The sequence below is a fragment of the Priestia sp. D51 genome, from assembly GCF_053345675.1.
Genome location: NZ_JBLTIR010000015.1, coordinates 1 through 23,715 on the forward strand (window position 1 = coordinate 1; position 23,715 = coordinate 23,715).

The window sequence follows — 23,715 nt, forward strand, 5'->3', positions numbered from 1 at the left end:
AGAACCTGTTACTCCGGTAGGACCTATAGCTCCAGTAGAACCTGTAATTCCAGTGATCCCTGTAGCTCCAGTAGGCCCAGTCACTCCAGCAATTCCTGCAGTCCCAGTAGGGCCTGTAGCTCCGGTAGAACCTGTAGCTCCGGTAGAACCTGTAGCTCCGGTAGGACCTGTTTCTCCGGTAGGACCTGTTTCTCCGGTAGAACCTGTAGCTCCAGTGAGTCCTGTAGCTCCGGTAGAACCTGTTTCTCCGGTAGGACCTGTTTCTCCGGTAGGACCTGTTTCTCCGGTAGAACCTGTTTCTCCGGTAGAACCTGTAGCTCCAGTAGAACCTGTCACTCCGGTAGGACCTGTTGAAGGGTAGTGAGCTAAAATGACTTCAATTTGTGTTAAGACTTTGAAGAATAGAAAGTTTGTTTCTTTATTTAAGCACAAAAGAGTAATAAGCATATTTAATCTATTAATTAGTGTTTGGATTAACTTTACTGGAGGAGACCATCTTATTGTTAAGGCAGATAATAAATTTTGGACCGTGCTAATTAAATGCTTAGTTACTGAACAATTAGGTTTTAATTCATGTAAAAAGATAATAAGGTGGTTCAGTGAATTGGAGATAGTATTGATATTTTTTGAAGTGGGGTTCTTTAGAATCAGCGGAATTTCTCTTTTTAAGCTATCTAAAATAGTAAGTAACCTTTTAACTTGAGAATCTCTAATATCTATACAATCCATTTTTTTAATATTTTTCTTTTTGTAGTAATTAGTATCATCATCAGAACTAAAATATCTAACTTTAAATGCACGCTTATAAGCCATTTTAATCCTCCTTTATTCAAGAATAAATAACTCATTACAAACCCAATCTAGGCAATTTTATATTTTAGCTTAACAATGCCTTATTAGTACAAAGTTTAAAAAGAATAATTATACTTTAAAAGGAATCTTTTACAATTATCTATACATAGTTATTATAAATATTAAAAAATATTTCAAATTAATAGCTATTTATTTAATAGAGTTTGAAATTAGTATCTAAAAAACAAGTAAATGCATACTGAGAGAATAACAATTTAACGTTTCTTCGTGTATTTACTAAAAGTTTATAGGAGGGATAAGAAATGATTTCTATCAGTTTATGTATGATTGTTAAAGATGAAGAAGAATCGCTTGGGAGGTGTTTGGAGAGCCTTTACCAATTAGTAGATGAAATAAATGTTATTGATACAGGATCAAGTGACCAAACTAAAAAAATTGCTAGACGCTATACAAATAGCATTTATGACTTTAAATGGATTGATGATTTTTCAGCTGCACGTAACTATGCATTTCAGAAGGCCACGAAAGATTATATTTTATGGTTAGATGCAGATGATGTGTTGCTAGAAAAAGATCAAGAAAAGTTTTTAGAATTAAAAACAAATCTAGACTCTAATGTTGATTCCATTACGATGAAATATATTCTATCGACTGATGAATATGGTAATGTTACAACGAGTTTAAGAAGAAATAGGTTAGTAAGGAGAAGTAGAGGGTTTCAATGGATTGGTTTTGTCCATGAATACCTTGAGGTATGGGGGAACATTATCAATAGTGAGGTGGCTATAACTCATAAAAGTATTCATCATGATTCTGAACGAAATTTGAAAATTTATGAAAAAAATTTACTGAACGGTGTAGAGTTTTCTCCCAGAGATCTATATTATTTTGCAAATGAATTAAAAGATCATGGTCAAATTGCAAGAGCAATTAACTTTTATGAACGGTTTCTTTTAACAGAGAAGGGATGGGTTGAAGATAATATTGCAACGTGTAGAAACTTAGCTGATTGCTATTACGAGGTTTTGGATAAAGAAAAAATGATGGAATCCTTACTACGCTCCTTTACTTACGCTGCTCCTAGACCAGAAATCTGTTGCAGATTGGCTTACTTCTTTATTGAAAAAAAAGACTACCATTCGGCTGTTTTCTGGTATGACCTAGCAACAAAAACCGAGGTTTCCCAAGAAAATTACGGAATTCACAATTATCTCTATTCTACATGGATTCCCCATATTCAACTCTGTGTTTGTTACGATGCTTTAGGAGACTATAAGAAAGCAAATTACCACAATGAATCCGCAGGTGCTTACAGGCCTAACGATCCTAAATACATGCATAACAAAAGTTACTTAGAAACAAAAATTCTTATAGAAGACGGTGTGGGAAGTGAGTCATAAACAAACGGTACTGATCGCAAGTCCTGTGCATCAAAAACCAGAAATTTTAAGTTTATTCTTAGAGTCTTTAAAGCAACTCAAAAAAGAGGAATTACTAATACATTTCTATTTCATAGATGATAACGCAAATGTAGATTCAAGTCGTCTTCTCATACAATTCCAAAAGTGCATTGAATCAGTAATGATTGAAAAATCATCCTTTCAAGATGTTTATTCGAAGGATGAGCAGACTCATTACTGGAATGAACGTCTAGTGTGGAAAGTAGCTAATTTTAAAAATTTAATTATTAGATACGCACAAGAAAAAAACTATAATTATTTATTTTTTGTAGATTCCGATTTGTTGTTATGTCCACAAACTGTTGTTCATTTAGTAAAACAAGAAAAAGATATTATTTCTGAAATTTTTTGGACAAAATGGCAACTAGATTCAATGGAGCAACCACAAGTGTGGCTTTACGATGAATATATCCAATACAATAAACAACTAGGAGAGCAGTTATCTACAGAACAAATAAATGTCCGTTATCAAGAATTCATAACGAAAATGAGAAACCCTGGAGTTTATGAGGTAGGAGGACTTGGTGCCTGCACTCTTATTTCACAACATGCTCTTCAAAAAGGAGTTAACTTTAGCAAAATACCCAATTTAACATTTTGGGGAGAGGATCGTCATTTTTGCATACGTGCAGCTGCAATAGGTCTTTCCCTACATGTAGATACACATTATCCTGCCTACCATATTTATCGAGATACAGATATAGAAGGGGGAAAAGAATTTCTTAACAAAAGCATGAATAGACACAAAAATGCTCATTTGAACATTAATGTATCTATTCCTACAAAACCAACACTTACCTTGTCTATGGTAATTAAAAATGAGGAGAATCGTTTTTTGAGAGAAGCTTTAACCAGTCACCTTCCCTATATTGATAATGCTGTCATTATTGATGATGGGAGTATAGACAATTCAGTGGAGCTTTGTAGAGAAGTTTTAAAAACAGTACCATGTAAAATTGTGCAAAATCAAGTTTCGAAATTTTCTAACGAAGTAGAGCTGCGAAAGCAGCAATGGGACGAAACAATCAAAACAAAGCCTAATTGGATTTTAAATGTAGATGCTGATGAACTATTTGAAGATAAATTTAATCAAGAGGTAAGCCAGCTTCTTGAACAAGAGGATTATGATCTTTATTCTTTTAGGCTCTATGATTTTTGGAATAATACCCATTATCGTGAGGATGAATATTGGTATGCTCATTTTTTCTATCGGCCGTTTCTCGTTCGATACAGGAAGGATTTCTCTTTTGTATGGAAGGAAACTCCTCAGCACTGTGGGCGATTCCCCGAAAATATATTTCAATTGCCAAATAGCATATCTAGCTTAAGAGTAAAACATTATGGCTGGTCCAAGTTAGAATATCGCTTAGAAAAATACAAAAGATATCTAGTCAATGACCCGCAGGCTCAATATGGGATAAAGGAGCAATATGAATCCATATTAGATAAAAGTCCCAATTTGATAAAGTGGAGAGAGTAGAGAGAAATTGAAAAGAAGCAGAAATGTTCATTCTAAATTTCTCATTATGTACTAAGGAAAGACCTACTGAACAATAAGCTTTTGTTTCTTGAATGGTGTACGACAATGGGTAATATGAAATGTATTATAAAAAACAAAAAAACTTTACTAAATATGACTATTAGTAACATTTAGTTCTAATTCCTTTAAATAATTAGTATGCTTCTTGTAGAATTTTATCACTTTTTGAGATTATTTCTTCTTGAGTAAACTTTCCTTCTAATACATTCTTTAAAAATTTAGCAGATAATGACTAAATAATGCTTTAGTAAGAAAAGGTGCTTACTTTATCAATTTAAAAACATTCAAAAAAAACACCAACTGAGATGAGCAAGAAGTATGTCCATGAATAAACCCAATGAAAAAGAGCGTGACTTTACTCATCAAAAATTGAATAATCTCCTTAAGGCAGTTTAAATTAACTTAAAGTTGGTCTGGTACTTTTAAATATGGATTTTTATATGATAGTAATGTGCCCAAGTTTGAATGAATTTTTTATGTTTTTCTTACCAAGTATTTTTAAGGATACTGAACGGCCACTTGGATATATTAATTCTTGTGGAGGTGATAGTAATGGAAAACAATAAATACGCTAACAAGACTGCTTCAGGAACAGACGTACAACATGTGAAGCAAAAAAATGCTCAAGCTTCTTCTAGCAAATACGGTACAGAATTTGCTAGCGAGACTGACGTACAACACGTTAAACGTCAAAACGCTCAAGCTTCTGCTAATAAAAACCAAAATTCTAATAAATAACAAAGTATAAATAAAAAGGGTTCTTCCAATGAATATGGGAGAATCCTTTGTTGTAATCAATTTTCTTTTTATTACCGTGAAAATGTTACATAGTAGCGCTGTATTTGTACAAACTACTTAATAAGCATTGTAACTCCACTCGCAAACGTAATGTGTGTAAAAAAAGCTACCTTTCCTAAGGGTAGCTTTTTTTCTTTGTAGTTGGGATAAAAGAAAGTATAAGGAGCAAAGTATTAGTCGTGTTTTCCCTATCTTCTTGGTATTTTAAGATATCTCTTGGTTGGCGATTTGATTCCTTACAGATCTCTTCAATTATTGAGAATCTAACTGCTTTTGCTTTTCCATATTTTCAATACAGAAAGATTGAATATCGTAATACAAACTTTCTCCGGTAGTTCTGTTACATTCATCTTGCTTTTAGCTAACATGGCATTAATGTTAATTATAATGGCCATTTGAATCACCTGAAACAGTTAAGTCAATTTTCGATTTTATATAGGCTACTTTCCCTATTTATAGGTTCAGTTTTCATAGAAATTCCTTTTAATACTATAAAATTTGTATGACAACCTCTCAATTTATGTGTTATACTAATGATGGACCTAATCTTTATTATATTTTTGCACAGAAAACCTAAATTCCTAAGGAGCACCCTTATTCTTCGATGCCAATAACGATGAGGGTGCTTTTTCTTATGAGAAAATAGATGTTAATTCTTCCTTTTTGTTACATCTGTAGAGGGTTGTTCTAAACAATATTATTTACCTTTAAAACATTTTAATAAAGGATAAAAATTCCTTTTCATACTGAAAACATGATAGAATAAATTAGATGGTTCCACTATAAAGCCATTACTTATTCGTAACGAAGAAGAGTCCTTTCAGTCCTTAACTAATTAAGGGCTTTTCTTGGTTTACGGATATAGCTAGCTTATGTTGAATTGATTTTAATTCCACTAGAAGAAGGGAAAACCCTTGACCTTGCTTCCTATGTATTTTACTGGTCAAAGAAAGTCCGTAGATAAAAACATCGTTTTAAAAAGGGAAAGCCTAAACACCTCTTTACATTCAAGCGTGTTCAAACCATGCAATTAACCAATCAAATAAGTAGCTTCTAGTCAATTTATCGGTATGTAAACAAAAAAGCGACCTTGTTGGCCGCCGTAATCCTACTCGTTATTTTCGAATAAATTAAAAGAAAGTTGCTCTGCTCTTTTTCTATGGTAATAAGCATTTTTAACTCGTTTTACTCGTTCTCTATTTTCAATGTAATAATCTCGGTCACGAATAGAAACGCAAACTTTACAGTATGGTCCAAGGTGGCCGAACCCATCGCTTTTATAATGATAGTTCTTTGCATATTTTAACTCGCCGCATTCACGGCAAGTCTTAGCGACAACTTGTCCGTCAGCGCTTGTGAAGTATACGACCCCTCTTGGCTTTGTTCTTTCCTCGTATTCCTGCGCCAGTAATTCCTCTCGTAAACTCATATTCGCTCACCTCCCCAGTTGTCTTGGTAGTACTACTGATTCTCTTCTATTATACGAATTAATTTCTCCTGATACCAGCCTACAAAATTGATTGGTCTCCTCACGGCATTTATTACTTCTACATAATAATGAAGCTGTTTTCAGAGCCCTTTGCAAATTGTCAATAAAAGGTCCATAAAAAGGCTACCTTTCATTGTTTTAAGGTAGCCCGTTTTTATGTAATTACAAACACGTTTCTAGCACTTTACGTTAAATTGATTTTTATTCCACCAGAAGAAGCTGATGGCCTTGACCTTGCTTCTTTTGTTTGTTTCGAAGAACTTTTATATTTCTCCATCAATTCATGAATGTTGCCTACTTGTATAATGCGGATGTGGTCAGAAGACACCGTATACCGAACAGGCGTAATCAAGATGATGGAAGGGAAGATGGCTGATCGGTCCTCTGGCTGCCAATGCAAAGATCTCCACTCATCAGAAAAGAAAAACTCTTCATAAAGTTTTATCTTCTCCTGCATTTTCTGTTCGGAATACTGATTTCTCTGAATTTCAACCCAAAAGGGAGATCCTTTAAAAATACAAAACAGATCCGGTTCAATGCCTCCTTTTCGTCCGGTGGGCTTATCTTCCACAACGACGTGTTTAGGTATACTATACGTACACATTTGCTTATAGACATCTAGAATGAAAAGGAAATGAAGGATTTTTTGAGAGCTCTTTTTGATTTTGGCATCTACAGGTAAGTAGACCGTAGGAGAATACTGCTGTGTGCGTTCAATTAACCCCAAACGATACAAACGTACCATGACACTATTACACGCATTTACGGGCGATTTAAGGTGTCTAAAGAATAGGTCAACTAATGAGTCCCGATCCACGGCTCTAAATTGATTAATAAACCCTATGATGTCTTTATCACGTTGAGATAAACGGAAACTCATCGCTGCTCCTCCTTCCCTAATAACCCGAAGATGGACTGTGATACCACTTCTAGTTCTGGTTCAGGATCTTTCACGAGCGTTTTATAAGGTGAAAGTATTTCCTTACAAGCTCCTTCATCTAAGAAATAGGCTTGAAACTCTTTGACCTCATCAATTTTAATTTTCATGCGTCCCCTGGCTGCGGCATTGATTTCTTCTGCCCCCAGTACACCTGCCACTTTTGCATTCGTGGCATCGGCTTGCCTTCCAGAGATCCGAACTCGTAAGTTTGCTTTGAGTGCTGAATTCAACAAATCGGCATCTGGACGCTGCATGGCAATAATCGTATGAACACCTAACGCACGACCTTGACTCGCAAACTGTTGAATCATCTCTACAAGATCCGTTTCTCTTTTCACTATGGACATTTCATCAATTACCACAACGATACGAGGCAGCTTAAAAGGTAGCCTGCTGATATGAGTGACCCCATTCTCTAACAATAAATCGCCTCTTCGATACATTTCAGATCGTAATAAAGCAAAAGGTTTTCTCATGTCCTTTGCCTCAAAACAAAGCGCATCCACATGCTCAATCCCGTGAAACAGCCCCAAATCAGCTCGTTTAAGATCCACTAACACTAAACGCAAGTCTTCAGGAGAGGCATATTTCACCCAAGTGGTGAGGATAACCCGCATAAGACTGCTTTTCCCGGCTCCAATTTCGCCAGAAATCAGTAACGTTTCTAAATCCGCAAAATCCCATGAAACCGGGTTTCCATAGATGTCTTGACCGATGCATACGGGAAGTTCCATTTTCTCAATATGAGGGTGAATGCCTTCATACCTATAATGGAGCATCTTAGGGAGGCTTTTGTGATGAACAGTAATACTAAAGTTTTTTAAGCTGCCATTTATTTCGATGTTGCTGCCTAATACTTGGCGTAACGCCCATCTCTTTTTGTTTAAAAGTTCAGGATCAATGCCATTTAATAAGGAAAAGGCGTACCGGGTGTACGTATGATGATGGTCTATCTGATGAATTTTCGGAAATAGATAGGAGGTACGGTCTCCACGCTTCACCACTCGATAAATCTCTGCCGTACGAAACGCTTTAATCAGTTGGCCACGCAGTTTTAGTTTTTCAAACATCCATATTCCTCCTCAAAACATAAAGGTCGCAAAAAAGTAAATCAACGCACTATAGAAGGTAACAGGCAGGATAAACCGCATCACTTTCGCAAACTGATCAACCAAATCTATGACACCCCATCCTTCTAATATTCGTTCGATAATAGCGATTCCTAAGACGATACCTCCTATGGTCAAAATAGTGGGGTCAAGCATGGCAAGTGGACTAAATGGGACAAAGGAATATGCCTTGAATGGACGAGGCTTTGTGGAAGGCTTAAAGAATGGTTGATGGAGGAAGTTTCGAAAACCAATATCATGTGTTTTTCTCATGCTGATACCTTCTTTCATTTGTTTAATTTTTTTTGCGTTTTATATACCTATTTTTTCAGCTCAACCCATTCGGTCGCCCCCTTCGCCTCTTCGGCTCAGCTCCCTTACAGGTTCCCCAATTGGCTTCACTGGGCGTATACAGCTTGTATTAACGCTGTAGCGATACTGAACTAGCTACTGATTAGGTGATGAAGTTAAGATTCTTTAGATACTATGTAACTACTGCGGTAAGCTTGCCTGTCCAGTCGAAAAATAACAAAGAACCCTTACCGCAGTAGGTAAGGGGTAGCTAATTATGTAAGAAGGCAAGAGTTTTTATATGCTGGTGGTTGTCTTAATAGCCCACTTTTCATGGAATAGATGAGAAATCAGATTTAAATATAAGAGTTTATAAGGTACTCTTTTTCGATAGTTTTAACTCTTCAGTTTTAGGTTTTTTCCATAGTATAGTGATGGCTAAACCAATGATAATTACAACTGTACTGAAATAGTAGGGGTAATTAATATTAATATCAAATAAAATGCCACCTAAGATGGGGCTAAATACATTGGCCAGGGAAGTGAAAAAAGAGTTCATTCCTCCAACAAAGCCTTGTTCATTTCCAGCAATGCGTGATAAGTACGTTGTTACGGCTGGGCGAATGAGATCCGCACCTATAAATACGGTAAATGTGACTGTCATAACCGTCCAGTAAGAGCTCACTAATGTCATTGTAAAAACTAAAATCGCAGATAATACCAATGACCAACGAATCATATTAATTTCACCCATGTACTTTACTAACGGCTCGAATAGCACAATCTGAAATATTGCACCTATGATGGCACCGCCTGTGATTGAAATAGCAATATCCAATGGACTAAACGCGAATTTATGATCAACGTATAAACTGAAGAAGGACTCAAATGCCGTTAACCCAAATGTCGATACAAAAATGACTACAAAAGCAATAAAGAACATAGGCATGAATATCTTCTTAAGGCCACGCTTTTTCTCACTTAATCCCTCAGTTTCTATTTCCTTATGAGCAGATGCTGGCTCTTTTAACAGCATAACAGATAAGAGTGCAGCAACAAATCCAAGGACTGAAGCTGAGTAAAAGGGTACTCGCGTGCCAATCTCAGCTAAGAAGCCACCTACACCTGGTCCGATAATTAATCCAGTAGTAATAGCTGCTGACATATATCCTAGCATCTTTGGGCGTGTTTCCAAGGTTGTTATATCCGCAATAAAAGCTGTCACCGCGGGCATAATACAAGCACCACTAACACCGCCTAAAATACGTGATATGAATAATAACTCAATTGTTTCCCCTATTCCAAATAATAGTTCTGAGACACTGAAAATGAATAATCCTATTACTATCATGATTTTACGGCCAAATTTATCAGCTGCTTTCCCCGCAAATGGAGAAATAATTAATTGTGTTAGGGAAAATACTGCTGTTAAATAACCAACAGTTGTACCAATAATGTTCAATTCATTCATAATACTCGGTAATACAGGTATGACTAAACCAATTCCTAAAAAAACAATAAATATGTTTATAAGTAAGAGGTATAGTGTACTTCTTTTTGTCTTACTCATATGTAAACCTCCGTCTGTATAGATTGCTGGGCAAAAACTTATATATAGCTTGATGTACCATCCGCGCCATATGATACAGCGTTTGCTTATGATAGAGTATGAAGTATGGAGTTAGTCTATAGTCAAGAGGAGTTTTCAAAGTGGAGAGAAAAAATACTAAAACTTTAACTACAGGAGAATTTGCTAGCTACGTGGGAGTGAAGAAAGATACATTATTTTATTACGATAAAATTAATCTTTTCAAACCTGCGGGGAAACTTTTAAATGGTTATCGCTATTATACCTATGATCAAATCAAATCATTCTCTACACTCCAGTCTCTTCGGAAATTGGGTGTGTCAATCGAGGAGCTAAAAGAATATCTTAGTTCCAAAAACACTCATAAATTTGTTCAAATGGCAAAACAACAAACCGTTATAGTAGAAAAAGAAATTGAAAAATTGCTTCAAATTCAACGTTTTTTTAAGCAGATTATTTCAACGGAAGAGGAACTGGAAGGTGTCGAATTTGGAAAAGTTTATGTCCAAAAAACGGAGAAAAAGTACATCCTTCTAAGTAATAAAACTTCAAATGAGGGCATGAATACAGTAGAAGAATGGTCAGAACAATATAATCATTTTGGAAAACAGATAGGTTTGCAAGTTCCGGTTCCTATTGGATCTTTACTAACAAAAGAGACCCTAATTCAAGAGAAGTTTGAGAGGGTTGATTATTTATTTTCTTATAGTGAGTTGGACACAGGACAGTCAAAGCCAGAAGGTCTTTATGCCATTTATTATCACGAAGGACCTTATAAAAATATTGAGTCTTCCTACCTCCATATAACTAATTTTATTAAGACAGAAGAATATTCTATTGTAGGTGACGCATATGAAGAGTACTTGTACAATTCAATGAAAACTAATAACGAAGAAGAATACCTTACTAAAATTAGCATACAGGTGAAGAAAAATTTAAAGGAACAGTAAGATTTATTTTTTAATCTTGTACTTATAGTTGCATGAAGAGGCCACTTTCTACGAAATAGTATAAAAAATCCCTCATAGAAAAAGGAAGAATGGACTCCATTCCTCCTTCAGCTAGTATTATAAAATTGTATTAGAAACGTCCGCCGCCAAGTTGTTGCTCAGCCATTTGTACAAGACGCTTTGTAATTTCTCCACCTACAGATCCGTTTGCACGAGCAGTTGCATCAGGACCTAGGTTAACACCAAACTCGCTAGCGATTTCATATTTCATTTGGTCAATTGCTTGTTGAGCACCATATACTAATAATTCATTTGTGTTGCTATTTTTATTGTTTGCCATTTTATCCAGCTCCTTTATTGGTTCTAACGTTAACATGTGTAAAAGGAGAATCAGTTATTCATAAAATGAAAAAAATTTTAAACTATCCTTACCTTATAAATTCGTATAGAAAAAGTGCCTACTTGATAAGGAAAATTAAACCTCTTTGTTAAATGATATCTAATCGTTATAACGTCTAAAATAAAAAGCAAGCTAATCTATAAAAGGATAGGCTTTAAAGAAAGAGCTAAGACGACATTTAAAGACAAGATTCACTATATATTACCTTATTAAAGAATAAAGTTTCTTATGTTTCTAAGCGTAAAAAAAAGACAAGTCAGTAAGTTTTGCAATTGTTGTGTTGCTAATTTTCAGTAAGATAATGGTGGGACATCGTATTTAAATATAATCTCTACTTAATTCCTTCAATTGTTGATAGATGTAAGTTTTTGTAGATAATTAAATTGTTCTCACATCTTGAATATTTATCCTACATCAAGTACAATAAGTTGAATATAAGTTCAACTTAAAAGATGAGGTGTGTAGAAATGAAAATTTCACGTTTTAATAAAGATTGCGGAAACTCTGTTGATATGAACATCATGGATGGATATTTATTTGATTTTCCAACGAATGTAGTTGAACTTCAAAAAGAAGCTGCAGATTCTTTCTTTACAGATGCTGTTACAGCTCCAGAAGAATTTAAAAAGCGTATTTTACTTTCCACAACTATTCAAGGAGAAGAAAAAGAGCGCTATTTCTTAGTTGGTGACATTGCTGCAAGTCAATTGCTTGCTAACAATCACATTAATAAATTACATAATAAAATTACAAGTCATATTCCATACATCACCTTTTTAGCTGCAATTGCGTACTACCATGCTTTACATGCTAAGGATAAAAAAGATAACACAATTGAAATTGACTACTTTTCTACGATGCTACCAATCTGGCTCCTTAAGAAAGAGAGTACATTTGGTGCAGCTCAAAAAGCGATGGCTAATCGTTTCTTAGGCGACCATACGTTTACGGTGCATACGCCTGGGTTCGAAAATACGTTAAAGGTAGTAGTAGAAGAAAGTGCGTGCTTAAAAGAGGGAGAAAGTGCACGTTTTGCCTTAAAAAAAGACTTAACCCTTGAAGATCGTGAAGATGCAAATGAGTATGTAGAATGTGAAACAGTTATGGTGGACATTGGTGGTGGTTCCATTGATGTGGTTATTCTACCAGAAGGGTTGAAAGCTGCCAATAGTCGCGAATCATTCCAAAGCATTGAAGGCATCCCTTATTTAGCGCATATCGATAAATTGCGTAAAGAGAAATTCCTAGAACTGTTTACAGACTTACGTGCGTTTGATCAATTTATTCTTGATAACTACGGTAAACAAAAGTTTGTATTAAAAAACGAAAACACAGGCGAATCCATTGATTTAACAAATACAATCAAGTCTTCTCTTCGAGAATATGTAGAGATCTTATTGGCTAAGTTAAATGATGTTGCACCACCTCCAGCGAACAAAGTGCGTAAATATGTGTACTGTGGAGGGGTAGCTCCTACTTTAGAAGTTGCTATCATGAATAGTATGCGTGAAAAAATTGGAGAAGAACGTACAGAGAAGTATCATAAGGTGCCCCAAGATAGCCGCCATTTAAATTTATTTGGCTTAGAGATTCGTAGTATTGGTTACGTTCAGAAGAAGCAAGCAGCAGAGAAAAAAGCCGTTAAATCCTAACAACGTAGGTGATAAGGATGTCAGAACGCCAAAATGCGTTTACCATTAAGACAAATCGATTGAGCGATGAAGTGTATAATCAACTGGCTACATATGCTAAATCGCGTAAGTTAGGAGATTATATTTCGTCTTTAATTCTACGTGATTTAGATGATTCATCTACTGGAAGAAAAGCAAGGGAAGATAAAAAAACCTACGAAATGTTTGAGCATATTAAGAATGAACTATCTGAATTAAAGGTATTAGCCCAAACAACGGGTTTTGTAGGAAGCAATACTTTTAAAGAAGAAGAGCCTTCAAAGGTTCCTCAACTGAAAGAAGGAAAGATTGCAGATTTAGAAAATATATCTGGCTCATTAGACGATGACGACTTAGAAGAATATAGCGACTTTTAAAAAGGAAAACCACTAGAGCCATTCTAGTGGTTTTCTTTTTGTGGTTCACCTAAACCATGATCAAACAGATACTAGCCTTTAAAAATAATCAAGGTGAAATGTTTTATATAGGAACAATTATAAATTTTAAAATTTACTTGCTCTTTTTATATTTTAGCATTCATATAAAAAGGCACCTAACAAACAGCAGGATTAATGGATTTCAGTTGAGAATAAACTAACCTCATTTTATTTTTTAACTTAAGCAATTCGTCTATAAAACTAAAGAGGTACCGCAGAAACGCTCCCTCGCATGAACGTACCATACCTTAAAATAAGTATCCGTGTGTTGAATAGTAGTTATGTTTTCTGTGCTCAATAAAAGGGAAAGATAAAGTTATCTATCACCAAAGGGGAAAACGCTATGGATAAAATGACTCAAGAATTACATGATTTTTTATTACAACATGTGAATGAAATGGCTCAAGAGTGGTTAGATTCTCGAGAGATAGAAGAGAATTCTGTTTATACAGCTGATGCTTCTCCAGAGGTAACTGAATACCTTCGAGAACAAAATCACTATTTTACCCGTACAATAGTGAAGGTCCTAAAGGATGGATCTTTTAAAAATCTTAGTGGTTGGGCCCAAGAGATTGCAACCAAACGAGCTCGCTTAGGGAATCCTCTTTACCTGAGTATCCGTCATTTCAAAAAGTTTCGTGCTATTTTTCTTAACAAGGTTGAAGCATTTATAAGCCTCCATCAGTCTAGTATTACACAACAAGATATTATTCTATGGAACAGAACCTTAAACGAAGCCTTTGACCGGATGATTGAACTCTTTACCATGTATTATGGACAAGTAGCAGAGGCGCAAGTATATGCTCAAAAAAAGCTAATTTCAGAACTGAGTACACCAATCATTAGTATTTCAGATACAGTTGGTGTTCTTCCTATAATTGGTCAGATCGATGACTATAAGAGCAATGACTTTGCGGGAAAAATTATGATGCAGGCAAAAGACCTTGAATTGTCTTGCCTAATCATTGATCTATCAGGTGTACCTTCCATTGATACAATGATGACCAATGAATTGTTTCAAGTCGTAAACATGTTAGAATTGCTAGGAATTGATACAACGATTACAGGTATCCGTCCAGAAATTGCTTTAACAGCCGTTCAATTGGGTATAGACTTCAGTAAAATAAGAACCTATGGAAAACTAAAGGACGCAGTAAGTGACCTTTTGCATATAAGGTAAAAGAATTATAGCAGCAGGAAGACTACCAATGGAAGGTAGTCTTCTTATTGTTGGATAGAAATAAAGACGGAATAGCTAGTAACTAAGCATCAATTGAAATTAGTAATTTAACTTATCAAAAGAAGGGTTTATTTTATTGTTATTGAATGTGTACAAGACGTTTTATCTCAAATCTCAATTCCAGAGAGGGGAAATGACAATGGCCATTAGAAGAGAACGAGCTGCAAGGAGTATTTTGGGTCAATCAGGATTGAGGAATAGGAATCCAGAAAACGCTATGCTTGATGAAAAAGATAAAAAATCTCGTACCTCAGATTTTGAAAAAGTTCCCACTCCTCGTCAGGGGTCTACTCGAACAGCAAGGATGGCAGAAGAATATAGGGCTGAATATAAAAGGGTAAAAAGAAGAGAGCAATTTTTGCAAGATACAATAGATTTATTAAACGATTGTAATAACAAGCAATCTGTTGAAGAGTTAAAGGAATTAATTAATTTAGCAAAAGAACGATTAACTATGTATAAAGGCAAATAGAAATTATTTCTTTTTTTATCAATGAAGTGCTGTAATATGAATACGTTCACATTCACATTGATGTGAGTGCATTTTTGCTAGGAGAGAGCAGCCAGTATATGATGGTTGCTCTTTTCGTATTTGCAAGAAGATGTGACTATATGAAAGATTGGTTTAGCGTATTCGCTCTAAGAAATGAATCAAAGAGAGAAATTAGAAGTGAGGAATAGCGCTCCTTGCAAAGTGCAATGAAGAGGCTAGGTATAATGGAGTCAGATATTTTTTTAATACAATTGGTGAAGATAAATAACAATTAGGTAATGGAGCCAAATTCTTTAAATACTATGTAGCTATTGCGATAAGCTTTCCTGTCCAAACCAAAAACAAAGAAGAACCCTTACTGTAGTAGGTAATGAGGAAGTAATGAGATAAGAGATGTGCTATTTCTGATTTTCCAATTTTTTGTTGACAAGCTAAGAAAACAAGTGTAATATTTCTTCTAGTTAAATAAATTGAATATTCTTATCTCGAGAGGTGGAGGGACTGGCCCTAGGAAGCCTCGGCAACAGACTGTTAAAGTACTGTGCCAATTCCAGTAGCAATTTGCTTGAAGATAAGAAGAGAACCCATAACGATTATTAACCTCTTCTTATTTTTAAGAAGAGGTTTTTTATTTTAAAAAGAAAGAAGGAAACAAACTCATGACAAAGACACTAGTGAAGGCTCCATTTAAAGCTGATCACGTAGGCAGCTTTTTACGCACAACTCCCCTTAAAGAAGCAAGAAAAGCGTATGCAAATGGTACAATTAATGAAGCCGATCTAAAATCTGTAGAGGATAAAGAAATTGAAAAGCTTGTCCAGAAGCAAATTGAAGTAGGTCTTAAATCTATCACGGACGGTGAATTTAGACGTTCTTGGTGGCATTTGGACTTCTTATCAGGCTTAGAAGGTGTAGAGCAGTTTGAGACAGAATATATCAGCCAATTCAAGGGTGCAAAAACCAAAAATAACGCGATTAAGGTAGTAGGTAAAGTAGACTTCAATCATCATTATATGGTAGAACATTTCACGTTTTTAAAAGAAGCTGTCGAACGCCATGGTGATGGAAGCCAAGTCGCTAAATTCTCACTTCCAAGCCCAAACATGTTATTTACTCGAATTCAAGAAGATACATATTACAATGGAAACAGAGATCAATTTTATCATGATACTGTGGCTGCTTATCAGAAAGCGATTCAAGCCTTTTACGACGCAGGCTGCCGTTACCTACAATTAGACGATACTTCGTGGATTGATTTTGTTTCTGAAGAACGAATCAATGCGGTTGTTGAGAAGCTGGGTATGGATGTAAAAGACATTATCAATACTCGAGTAAGTTGTTTAAATGATGCTATTTCTAAAAAGCCTGAAGATATGCTCATTACTATGCATATTTGCCGTGGAAACTTTAGATCTACTTATATCACAAGTGGTGGCTATGATACTATATCCGATGCAATCTTTGCTAACTTACATGTAGATGGGCTTTTTCTTGAATATGATGATAACCGTTCAGGAGATTTTGAACCATTAAAAAGCTTTACAGGTAACAATCAAACTGTTGTTTTAGGGTTAGTAACATCTAAATTTCCTACACTAGAAGATACTGAGGTTATTAAGCAAAGAATTCAAGAAGCAAGTCAGTATGTTCCTCTAGCTAACTTGTCATTGAGTCCGCAATGTGGCTTTGCAAGTACAGAAGAAGGAAATGTATTAACAGAAGAGGAACAGTGGAATAAAATTAGTCACATAATTAAAATTGCTCAAGATGTCTGGGGAGCCAACTAAAAAGTGAGAATCGCTTTTTAATTTTACATAAGTAGCATTCTAGATGTGTTGAAATACGATAAATAGGCGGATCTTATAACCGAAAAAAGGAAGAATGAAGTTCATTCTTCCTTCAGCCATTATTATAAAGTTTTATTAGAAACGTCCGCCGCCAAGTTGTTGCTCAGCCATTTGTACAAGACGCTTAGTGATTTCGCCACCTACTGATCCGTTTGCACGTGCAGTTGTGTCAGCACCAAGGTTTACACCAAATTCGCTCGCAATTTCATACTTCATTTGATCGATTGCTTGTTCAGCACCATATACTAATAACTCGTTGTTGTTGCTGCTTTTGTTGTTTGCCATGTTGTGTCACCTCCTTGTTTCTTTTAAAGTTCCTATCTTAAAAGAAGTACATACATAGTAAATAATGGATGTATTATTTTCTTACGTGCTTCCTATACTATTTTTTAGAAACAAATGACACTGTAAAAAGTGGTATTAGATGTTTCATTTCCTTGTAATGAAAATCAATATTTGCCATGTTCGAAAAAAGAGCCGTACCTTTTAAGTACGGCTCTTTTTTCTATTTATTGATGACGAAGATTTTCGATTTCTTCTACAGAAAGACCTGTCAATTTACTGATTATATTACTCGCTATACCTTCTTGAATCATTCCAATGGCCATTAACTTTATAGCTTCTTCTTTTCCTTTCCTTTCAGCTCTTTTCAAAGCTGATTTCTCATCTAATAATGCTTTTCTTCGGGCTTCATAAGCTAATAACACTTCTGGATCTTGGCTTACGCGTTCCCACTCATCTATCGCTTTTTTTAGCACGTGATCTTCTTGCATTGCAATCTCCTCCAATACTTGAGTGATTTCTTCATCTTCCGATGCTTCAAGCAATAATAACCATCGTACAAGTTGATCTTCTCGTGGATCTACCTCTCTGTTACGCCATTTAATCAATAACTTAGGTAGTTCCATAAAATGAATTTCTATCATATCCGTTAAGAGTAATTTTTGTTCACGTTCGTATAACTGGAAGGTGGAATGATAATGATTAATATGAGATAAATAACGGAAATTTACAATATTGATGGTGATGGTTTTACAAAGCTCTCCGTAGTCCATACCTTCTTTCATTTGGCTGCTATACATCTTGGACCAATAATAGAGGGTTCGCTTTTCCATGTCATGTTTGTTATTAAGCTGAATCTCAATATTAACGCGGCTTCCATCTTCTAATTGTGCGTGTACGTCCAGAATGGAACGTTTATCTTCTTGGTTTTCTTTATTAAAATGCGGATCTAACAGCTGAACCGTTTGAATCTTCTTTTCGTCTGGAAAACGAAGCGCAGCATTTAAAAAGGCAGCTAGAATGGATTCATTTCCATGGGTGCCAAATAATGATTTAAATGCAAAGTCAACACGTAAATCTAATCGTTTTGTCATAATGCCCTCCGTCGTATTTATGGTTATTACCAATAGTATATCATGACTAGATTTCTTCTTCCTATAGTACACTTTGTACCCGCAGATATGTACGCTAAAAAAAAACTCAGTTAACCTTTCTCTTGCCCCAAGGTTTTATATAAGAAATAATGACTAAAAAAGCCAGAAGGATAAAGCTTATTGAAATACCCCCAAATAGCATTCTTCGACTCTGAAAATAAAGAGGGTTTTGGAAAGGATGTAAATCACTAGAAAGAATTTTGGGGAATAAATTATATACGACATTACCCGTAATTGATGACCCCAGAAGAATTGCAAGCATGTTACCTATCCATTTTGTCAGAACCCAATAATATTTTGTTAGGCCTCCCCAGTGAGTACGCAAAGCTAACCATATCCCTGTGAATAAAGAGGCTAATGCGCCAGGTATCGTTAGATAATGGTCAAAATAACTAATAAATAGTATTCCAACGTATATCTGCGATTGATCAGAAAAGAAAGTCATTGAACTTGTTACTAAGAGTTGTCCAAAAATGCCGCCAAAATAAATAATTACAGATAGAACGTGTATAATGAGCCACCATTGCTTACTTCTACGTGTTAGTCTCTTTCGTAACTTCTTAGAAATAAACACGCATAATAAAGTTAGAAGGACAAGTGTTACTAGTAATGTAACAGCAAAAATAAACAGTTTTTGGTCACCTCTCAATTTTCTCCTTTACGATATAGATGAGTATCTTTGAATTAGGCAAAATGAAAAATTAGTTTAAAGAAGTGAAAAATAAAACGCACTCCATATAAAATTAAGACAAGTCCAGCTACAACTGAAATAATTCGTAAGAATTTATCAGTAAGAAGATCGCGGCCAAAGTGGACAGTAAAAGCAACATTGAGATTCCAAAGGATAATCCCTACTAGAATAAATAAACTGTAGAGAAAAGAAAGAGAAGAGGACACTTTCTGTGTCAGTTCTTGCAAGGTAGCTCCGTACACCCCAAACCAAAATACAATGTTTAAAGGGTTTAATAAAGCCATCAAAAAGCCAATACAAAATGTTCGATGCCATGAAGACAGTGTTGTTTTCATATCATCTTTCTTTAAGGAAGTTTTCTTAGATAAACTACTTAGTCCCAACTTAATAAGAAAAAACCCGCCTAACATATATGTAGATACAACTATAAACTGATGTTCAAATAAATGCTCAGCACCTAAATAGATGACAACAAGAAAAAGTAAATCTCCTGTGACGCCTCCTAAACCAATAAGCCAGGATGCCCAGAATCCACCCACGATCCCTCGTTTAATCATCTCAATTTTAATCGGCCCTATAGGTGCCGCAAGACTGATTCCTAATACCACCAGATGAATAATTAATAGTGTCATTTTATCACCTCAGCTCTATAGCCTGTCTTTTCACAATATATGAGGACACCTTTTCATTTAGTCTATTTTTACTGCGAATGCATACGAGAGTAATAAGTATGGCGGGATTAAAAGCAATAAATTTTGCTAGAGCACATTCAAATGGCATTAAATGTTTACACACTTGCTATTGGGGGATTTACCTTATAAGAACAATATTATTTAATTGGAAGGAGCATACAAAGATGAATAACAATACGGGGACTGTTGAAAATAAAGTGGAAAACAAATTAAATGAGATGAGTCAAGAAAAGAAAGACCATATTCTTTCTAGCTTTAACGAATTTAAAACATATTTAGGAGATAAAGTAACAAAAGGTGAAAAATTGGGATTAAATGACGAACAACTGGCTTTGGCAGCTAAAAAAATAGCTGATTATTTAGCTACACATGAGGAACCACAAAACGAGGAGCAATATTTACTACATGAGCTGTGGAAAGTTGGAAATGAAGAGGAGCAACATCACCTAGCTCATATGCTTGTGAAGATGGTCAAAGAGTAATTATACTTACATGTTGAAAGTTAAAGCTATATGATTCATCTAGTAAAGGAGGAATGACATATTCATTCTTCCTTTTTTATTTGGACATTACTTTTTGTTTGTAAGATAAAAACCTTAAAAAGGGATTAGGAGTAAAGGGTGTAGTACAAGGTAGATTTTACACGCCCTCATAATAGGTGACGATTATCTTGCAGATTTCTGCCTGTAAACCAGGAGCTCCAAAATTAGGTGTGTGTATCCACATAAATAGTTGTACCATTATGGTCTATTTTTAAGTAAGGATAAGGAACATACCCACGTAAATAACAGAGAGGCTGTCTAATTGGAGAAACAAGTTTATAAAATATAGAAGGTTAGCATTGAATTCTACATTATATGTTTTATATTTCAGTTATATTAAACTAAAATACATTAAACAGATACATAAACTATGTTATAATAGTGTCGGAAATGATACGTGAACTACCTAATGTATTCAACGTAGCAAAGAGCCACTTGTAGTATACAAGTGGCTCTTAATTATTAGAAATCTAGATACTTTTATTTAAATTGATTAATTAAAAATAGAAAAAAATACATATAGACGAGGTGTAAAAAATGATTCATCTATATACGACAACCAGCTGCGTTTCTTGCCGAAAAGCAATGGCTTGGCTTGAGGAACATCAAATTGATTATATTGAGAGAAATCTATCGTATGAACCTATTACAGAAGATGAAATTAAAACTATTCTTAGTATGACAGAAAAGGGTACAGATGAGATTATTTCTACAAGATCAAAGATTCCCCAAAAGTTAAATATAGAGATAGATGCATTGTCGTTACAGGATTTGTATGATTTAATAAAGAGCCATCCTTTTATACTTAAACGACCTATTATCATACAAGATCGTAAAATAATGCAAATCGGATATAAAGAAGAAGAGATAAGAGCTTTTATTCCTCGTAAACTTCGTACTTTCACGATGACAGAACAGGCAGTAATAGGTAATAATTAAAGGGTAATAGAAGAACGATCACAAGGCTGCCTTATCTTCCAAAGTAGGTTGTAATAAAAGACATCAGCAGTGTAGTAAAGTATATATTTTAAATTCTAAAAATGAGTAAACGCAACTACATTTACATAAAAAGGAGAAGGGGAAAAACCTTCTCCTTTTACTATATAATCCTCTATACTTAGATACTCTTCTTCATGCTGCATTCTCGACATTCGCGCAAGAAAACGCCACCTTTTACTGAACTTTTGAAGTAAGATGAGTTGCAATTATCACATCTGCCACTAACCTTATCCGGGAATTCAGCATAGTCATACACTTTATCAAAATCGATTTCTTGCTCTTTTATTTCTTCCAGGTTGATCACTCTTTTCTATTTGGCTTTTAATAGACTAACACAATTAGGTCTAAATAAAAGGTGTATGTTCAAATTACTCTGGTTTTTCCACCAGTTGCATCTGGAAAATTTGCGTTTCATGAATACCGGCTCTTTGGAGTTCTTGTTTAAAGGATTCTCCTTCTTTTAGTTTAATGGTTCTCTTCGAACCGTCACGTAACGTGTATACTCTAAAATTGTACATGAATGTACCTCCACTCAAATAAGTGATTCCTGTACACGATTTCTTCAGGAATTAAGCCAATCGAACATCAATGAGCTCGCTTAATCTCATTTTATTCTTTAACTCAAATACGTCATCGATAAAAATAAATAAATCTCCAAGAGAATCAACAAACTGAATGAACCCTGTTTCTGTGATGCATTGGCCTCTCTTATAATATGTAAGGTATACTTGTTTATTTGTATGTAAAGCTTCAATTAAGGTGAAATTCATCTGTTCCATTTGCTCTTCTGTTAAAACAGGCTGAGCTACTTCTACTTGCTTATTTATCATTTCCTTTAACCCTATGTATTGCTCTGGCATTGTAGCAAAAGGGCGCCATTTTTTCATTCCTCTATGTTCCATGTTTCTGTCCTCCTTACGCTTTCTGTCCTCCAAGTAAGCCGTTTCGGTAACGAGCTGTTGAATGCTCGAGGTGGCTTGAAGCCCGCAGCAAACTATTCTTTCCATAACGCATCCGAATTTCATCAATCGTTTTCGCAAGAGCATAGGCTCTTTCACGCTGATCAATGTCCTCAAACAAGCTCATTTGCTCTTCTTCTTGAATGCTAGTGTTTGATAAGGAAATACCGATGGAGCGAATCGGCATGCCACTATCATAGATATGTAACATGGTTAAACAATAGGGAAAGATATCCTGGCTTAAGTTCGAAGCTCTCCTCATTTTCTTTTGTCTGGAGAAGCCTCCACCTGTTTGTTTGTTGTAGCCAATGGATAAATGAATCGTTTGAGCCACCACTTGATGCATGCGTAAGCGAAAACAGACATCGTCCAATAGCTCCAACAGCAATAACTCCACTTCTTTTCGGTTTGTATAATCACGGAATAGAATTTGACCCTTTCCAAAGGAACGAGAACTGGGAATATATACATCAGAAATGCGACTGTAATCAATCCCATTCGCATGTTGGTGCAACTCTTCGCCTAGTATGCCAAATTCCTTTTGTAACATTTCTTTTGAAGAAAGAGCGAGTTCCTTTATGGAGTGAATGCCCAAACGATTTAAGCGCCTTTCCGTAGCAGACGAGATCCCCCAGAAATCCTTCATCGGATGAATGGGCCACAACTTAAAGGGAATATCCTCATATCGCCAATAGGCAACTCCTGTTGGGCTATTCTTGGCTTCATGATCTAAGCTCACCTTCGCCAGTAAGAGATTCGGACCGATACCTGCGGTAGCTGTCAGCCGTGTCTTACGATAAATCTCGTTGATGATTTTATGGGCCAGTTCTTCTGGTGTTTGAGCGAATAAATGCAAAGAAGCTGTCGCATCAATAAATAACTCATCAATGCTATACGCATGAAAGTCTTCGGGAGCCACATACTGTAACACCAAACTTGAAATATAGTTCGAAGCCTTGATATATCTCTCCATGGAGGGATTCACCACATGGATATCTTTCCTTTTAGGAATGTCGAAAAGACGACTTCCTGTTTTGATCCCTTCTTTCTTTAATAAAGGTGTGGCAGCTAGCACAACCGATCCTGACCTTTGGATATCTCCTACCACTGCAAGCCTTGTTTTCAATGGATTTAAGCCTCGTATGACAGAAGAAACGGAAGCAAAAAAGCTTTTCATGTCTATACAAATAATCACTCTGTTTGGTAGCTGCCCATCATCCATTAAAAGAACTCCTTAAATAAAAGAACATTTGTTCTCTATATTATATACGAACAAACGTTCTTTATTCAAGGGTGAAATCTAAAGTTTTCCCGATTATTGCTATTATTAT

At 35.4% G+C, this 23,715-nt stretch carries 25 protein-coding genes, 1 pseudogene and 1 riboswitch; of the genes and pseudogenes, 11 read left to right on the top strand and 15 right to left on the bottom strand.

Features of this window, described 5'->3' with window-relative positions:
* Positions 1 to 813: collagen-like repeat preface domain-containing protein (locus ACNHOZ_RS26920; RefSeq protein WP_447697377.1), on the bottom strand; the 813-nt coding region annotated here is incomplete at its 3' end.
* A 302-nt stretch (positions 814 to 1,115) separates the two neighbouring features.
* Between ACNHOZ_RS26920 and ACNHOZ_RS26925 the strand changes: the two genes are divergently transcribed.
* The 3 genes from ACNHOZ_RS26925 to ACNHOZ_RS26935 all read left to right on the top strand — a co-directional run bounded on the left by ACNHOZ_RS26925 (position 1,116) and on the right by ACNHOZ_RS26935 (position 4,551).
* On the top strand, positions 1,116 to 2,213 hold the full coding sequence (locus ACNHOZ_RS26925; protein ID WP_447697378.1) for a tetratricopeptide repeat-containing glycosyltransferase family 2 protein: 1,098 nt from the start codon (positions 1,116 to 1,118) through the stop codon (positions 2,211 to 2,213).
* Positions 2,203 to 3,753 carry a glycosyltransferase gene (locus ACNHOZ_RS26930; RefSeq protein ID WP_447697379.1) on the top strand — a complete coding sequence of 517 codons (1,551 nt, stop codon included), beginning with the start codon at positions 2,203 to 2,205 and terminating at the stop codon, positions 3,751 to 3,753. The genes ACNHOZ_RS26925 and ACNHOZ_RS26930 overlap by 11 nt, the downstream gene beginning before the upstream one ends.
* A gap of 612 nt (positions 3,754 to 4,365) precedes the next feature.
* Positions 4,366 to 4,551 carry a gamma-type small acid-soluble spore protein gene (locus tag ACNHOZ_RS26935; RefSeq protein WP_099000204.1) on the top strand — a complete coding sequence of 62 codons (186 nt, stop codon included), beginning with the start codon at positions 4,366 to 4,368 and terminating at the stop codon, positions 4,549 to 4,551.
* Positions 4,552 to 4,726: 175 nt separating this feature from the next.
* Here the strand turns inward: ACNHOZ_RS26935 and ACNHOZ_RS26940 are convergent.
* The 6 genes and pseudogenes from ACNHOZ_RS26940 to norA all read right to left on the bottom strand — a co-directional run bounded on the left by ACNHOZ_RS26940 (position 4,727) and on the right by norA (position 10,010).
* Positions 4,727 to 5,006 (bottom strand): annotated as a pseudogene (locus tag ACNHOZ_RS26940) (helix-turn-helix domain-containing protein).
* Between the two features lie 713 nt (positions 5,007 to 5,719).
* Positions 5,720 to 6,040 (bottom strand): hypothetical protein, encoded by a 321-nt coding sequence (locus tag ACNHOZ_RS26945; protein WP_099000203.1) that lies wholly within the window; start codon positions 6,038 to 6,040, stop codon positions 5,720 to 5,722.
* Positions 6,041 to 6,284: 244 nt separating this feature from the next.
* Positions 6,285 to 6,980 carry a hypothetical protein gene (locus ACNHOZ_RS26950; protein WP_447697380.1) on the bottom strand — a complete coding sequence of 232 codons (696 nt, stop codon included), beginning with the start codon at positions 6,978 to 6,980 and terminating at the stop codon, positions 6,285 to 6,287.
* On the bottom strand, positions 6,977 to 8,110 hold the full coding sequence (locus ACNHOZ_RS26955) for an FtsK/SpoIIIE domain-containing protein (protein ID WP_447697381.1): 1,134 nt from the start codon (positions 8,108 to 8,110) through the stop codon (positions 6,977 to 6,979). Before ACNHOZ_RS26955 ends, ACNHOZ_RS26950 begins: the two co-directional genes overlap by 4 nt.
* Positions 8,111 to 8,122: 12 nt before the next feature.
* Positions 8,123 to 8,422 (bottom strand): hypothetical protein, encoded by a 300-nt coding sequence (locus ACNHOZ_RS26960; RefSeq protein WP_447697382.1) that lies wholly within the window; start codon positions 8,420 to 8,422, stop codon positions 8,123 to 8,125.
* Positions 8,423 to 8,810: 388 nt separating this feature from the next.
* Positions 8,811 to 10,010, bottom strand: coding sequence for a multidrug efflux MFS transporter NorA (norA, locus tag ACNHOZ_RS26965; protein ID WP_447697383.1), 1,200 nt, complete (start codon positions 10,008 to 10,010; stop codon positions 8,811 to 8,813).
* 140 nt (positions 10,011 to 10,150) lie between these two features.
* Between norA and ACNHOZ_RS26970 the strand changes: the two genes are divergently transcribed.
* The gene (locus ACNHOZ_RS26970) at positions 10,151 to 10,978 is read left to right on the top strand and encodes a MerR family transcriptional regulator (RefSeq protein ID WP_447697384.1); all 828 of its coding nucleotides are present in this window, start codon (positions 10,151 to 10,153) and stop codon (positions 10,976 to 10,978) included.
* A 130-nt stretch (positions 10,979 to 11,108) separates the two neighbouring features.
* On the opposite strand, the gene ACNHOZ_RS26975 is transcribed toward ACNHOZ_RS26970, so the two are convergent.
* Positions 11,109 to 11,318, bottom strand: a complete 210-nt coding sequence (locus tag ACNHOZ_RS26975; RefSeq protein WP_047934289.1) for an alpha/beta-type small acid-soluble spore protein — start codon at positions 11,316 to 11,318, stop codon at positions 11,109 to 11,111.
* Between the two features lie 527 nt (positions 11,319 to 11,845).
* On the opposite strand from ACNHOZ_RS26975, the gene ACNHOZ_RS26980 reads away from it, so the two are divergent.
* From ACNHOZ_RS26980 to ACNHOZ_RS27000, 5 genes are all read left to right on the top strand, one after another.
* Positions 11,846 to 13,030, top strand: coding sequence for an Alp7A family actin-like protein (locus tag ACNHOZ_RS26980; protein ID WP_325077221.1), 1,185 nt, complete (start codon positions 11,846 to 11,848; stop codon positions 13,028 to 13,030).
* Between the two features lie 17 nt (positions 13,031 to 13,047).
* Positions 13,048 to 13,425: a hypothetical protein gene (locus ACNHOZ_RS26985; protein ID WP_048022173.1), complete on the top strand. Its 378-nt coding sequence runs from the start codon at positions 13,048 to 13,050 to the stop codon at positions 13,423 to 13,425.
* Between the two features lie 403 nt (positions 13,426 to 13,828).
* Positions 13,829 to 14,665: an STAS domain-containing protein gene (locus ACNHOZ_RS26990; RefSeq protein WP_099000198.1), complete on the top strand. Its 837-nt coding sequence runs from the start codon at positions 13,829 to 13,831 to the stop codon at positions 14,663 to 14,665.
* Between the two features lie 199 nt (positions 14,666 to 14,864).
* Positions 14,865 to 15,197: a hypothetical protein gene (locus ACNHOZ_RS26995; protein WP_447697385.1), complete on the top strand. Its 333-nt coding sequence runs from the start codon at positions 14,865 to 14,867 to the stop codon at positions 15,195 to 15,197.
* 498 nt (positions 15,198 to 15,695) lie between these two features.
* A riboswitch (SAM riboswitch) is annotated at positions 15,696 to 15,796 on the top strand.
* Between the two features lie 81 nt (positions 15,797 to 15,877).
* Positions 15,878 to 17,005 (top strand): 5-methyltetrahydropteroyltriglutamate--homocysteine S-methyltransferase, encoded by a 1,128-nt coding sequence (locus tag ACNHOZ_RS27000; RefSeq protein WP_048022168.1) that lies wholly within the window; start codon positions 15,878 to 15,880, stop codon positions 17,003 to 17,005.
* A 135-nt stretch (positions 17,006 to 17,140) separates the two neighbouring features.
* Here ACNHOZ_RS27000 and ACNHOZ_RS27005 read toward each other — a convergent pair whose 3' ends face one another.
* From ACNHOZ_RS27005 to ACNHOZ_RS27015, 3 genes are all read right to left on the bottom strand, one after another.
* Positions 17,141 to 17,350 carry an alpha/beta-type small acid-soluble spore protein gene (locus ACNHOZ_RS27005; protein WP_013084404.1) on the bottom strand — a complete coding sequence of 70 codons (210 nt, stop codon included), beginning with the start codon at positions 17,348 to 17,350 and terminating at the stop codon, positions 17,141 to 17,143.
* A 224-nt stretch (positions 17,351 to 17,574) separates the two neighbouring features.
* Complete coding sequence (locus ACNHOZ_RS27010) at positions 17,575 to 18,441, bottom strand: Rpn family recombination-promoting nuclease/putative transposase (protein WP_048022166.1); 867 nt, start codon at positions 18,439 to 18,441, stop codon at positions 17,575 to 17,577.
* Positions 18,442 to 19,185: 744 nt separating this feature from the next.
* Positions 19,186 to 19,824: a LysE family transporter gene (locus ACNHOZ_RS27015; RefSeq protein WP_340927682.1), complete on the bottom strand. Its 639-nt coding sequence runs from the start codon at positions 19,822 to 19,824 to the stop codon at positions 19,186 to 19,188.
* Positions 19,825 to 20,048: 224 nt separating this feature from the next.
* On the opposite strand from ACNHOZ_RS27015, the gene ACNHOZ_RS27020 reads away from it, so the two are divergent.
* Entirely contained in the window at positions 20,049 to 20,366 is a 318-nt protein-coding gene (locus ACNHOZ_RS27020; RefSeq protein ID WP_098113979.1) for a DUF3243 domain-containing protein, read from the top strand.
* 597 nt (positions 20,367 to 20,963) lie between these two features.
* Positions 20,964 to 21,365, top strand: coding sequence for a transcriptional regulator SpxA (gene spxA / locus ACNHOZ_RS27025; protein WP_098113978.1), 402 nt, complete (start codon positions 20,964 to 20,966; stop codon positions 21,363 to 21,365).
* A gap of 178 nt (positions 21,366 to 21,543) precedes the next feature.
* Here spxA and ACNHOZ_RS27030 read toward each other — a convergent pair whose 3' ends face one another.
* From ACNHOZ_RS27030 to ACNHOZ_RS27045, 4 genes are all read right to left on the bottom strand, one after another.
* On the bottom strand, positions 21,544 to 21,729 hold the full coding sequence (locus ACNHOZ_RS27030; protein ID WP_328172189.1) for a hypothetical protein: 186 nt from the start codon (positions 21,727 to 21,729) through the stop codon (positions 21,544 to 21,546).
* A gap of 64 nt (positions 21,730 to 21,793) precedes the next feature.
* Positions 21,794 to 21,943: a hypothetical protein gene (locus ACNHOZ_RS27035; protein ID WP_447697386.1), complete on the bottom strand. Its 150-nt coding sequence runs from the start codon at positions 21,941 to 21,943 to the stop codon at positions 21,794 to 21,796.
* Between the two features lie 51 nt (positions 21,944 to 21,994).
* Entirely contained in the window at positions 21,995 to 22,327 is a 333-nt protein-coding gene (locus ACNHOZ_RS27040; RefSeq protein ID WP_447697387.1) for a YolD-like family protein, read from the bottom strand.
* A gap of 13 nt (positions 22,328 to 22,340) precedes the next feature.
* The gene (locus ACNHOZ_RS27045) at positions 22,341 to 23,606 is read right to left on the bottom strand and encodes a Y-family DNA polymerase (protein WP_447697388.1); all 1,266 of its coding nucleotides are present in this window, start codon (positions 23,604 to 23,606) and stop codon (positions 22,341 to 22,343) included.
* Between the last annotated feature and the right edge of the window lie 109 nt (positions 23,607 to 23,715).

Coding starts and splice junctions, on each gene's coding strand:
- ACNHOZ_RS26935 (WP_099000204.1), top strand. CDS start 4,366: ATGGAAAACAATAAATACGCTAACAAGACTGCTTCAGGAACAGACGTA.
- spxA (WP_098113978.1), top strand. CDS start 20,964: ATGATTCATCTATATACGACAACCAGCTGCGTTTCTTGCCGAAAAGCA.
- ACNHOZ_RS26985 (WP_048022173.1), top strand. CDS start 13,048: ATGTCAGAACGCCAAAATGCGTTTACCATTAAGACAAATCGATTGAGC.
- ACNHOZ_RS27035 (WP_447697386.1), bottom strand. CDS start 21,943: ATGTACAATTTTAGAGTATACACGTTACGTGACGGTTCGAAGAGAACC.
- ACNHOZ_RS26980 (WP_325077221.1), top strand. CDS start 11,846: ATGAAAATTTCACGTTTTAATAAAGATTGCGGAAACTCTGTTGATATG.
- ACNHOZ_RS27010 (WP_048022166.1), bottom strand. CDS start 18,441: ATGACAAAACGATTAGATTTACGTGTTGACTTTGCATTTAAATCATTA.
- ACNHOZ_RS27045 (WP_447697388.1), bottom strand. CDS start 23,606: ATGGATGATGGGCAGCTACCAAACAGAGTGATTATTTGTATAGACATG.
- ACNHOZ_RS27040 (WP_447697387.1), bottom strand. CDS start 22,327: ATGGAACATAGAGGAATGAAAAAATGGCGCCCTTTTGCTACAATGCCA.
- ACNHOZ_RS26975 (WP_047934289.1), bottom strand. CDS start 11,318: ATGGCAAACAATAAAAATAGCAACACAAATGAATTATTAGTATATGGT.
- ACNHOZ_RS26950 (WP_447697380.1), bottom strand. CDS start 6,980: ATGAGTTTCCGTTTATCTCAACGTGATAAAGACATCATAGGGTTTATT.
- ACNHOZ_RS26995 (WP_447697385.1), top strand. CDS start 14,865: ATGGCCATTAGAAGAGAACGAGCTGCAAGGAGTATTTTGGGTCAATCA.
- ACNHOZ_RS26955 (WP_447697381.1), bottom strand. CDS start 8,110: ATGTTTGAAAAACTAAAACTGCGTGGCCAACTGATTAAAGCGTTTCGT.
- ACNHOZ_RS26925 (WP_447697378.1), top strand. CDS start 1,116: ATGATTTCTATCAGTTTATGTATGATTGTTAAAGATGAAGAAGAATCG.
- ACNHOZ_RS26990 (WP_099000198.1), top strand. CDS start 13,829: ATGGATAAAATGACTCAAGAATTACATGATTTTTTATTACAACATGTG.
- ACNHOZ_RS27015 (WP_340927682.1), bottom strand. CDS start 19,824: ATGACACTATTAATTATTCATCTGGTGGTATTAGGAATCAGTCTTGCG.
- ACNHOZ_RS27020 (WP_098113979.1), top strand. CDS start 20,049: ATGAATAACAATACGGGGACTGTTGAAAATAAAGTGGAAAACAAATTA.
- ACNHOZ_RS27000 (WP_048022168.1), top strand. CDS start 15,878: ATGACAAAGACACTAGTGAAGGCTCCATTTAAAGCTGATCACGTAGGC.
- ACNHOZ_RS26960 (WP_447697382.1), bottom strand. CDS start 8,422: ATGAGAAAAACACATGATATTGGTTTTCGAAACTTCCTCCATCAACCA.
- ACNHOZ_RS27005 (WP_013084404.1), bottom strand. CDS start 17,350: ATGGCAAACAACAAAAGCAGCAACAACAACGAGTTATTAGTATATGGT.
- norA (WP_447697383.1), bottom strand. CDS start 10,010: ATGAGTAAGACAAAAAGAAGTACACTATACCTCTTACTTATAAACATA.
- ACNHOZ_RS26945 (WP_099000203.1), bottom strand. CDS start 6,040: ATGAGTTTACGAGAGGAATTACTGGCGCAGGAATACGAGGAAAGAACA.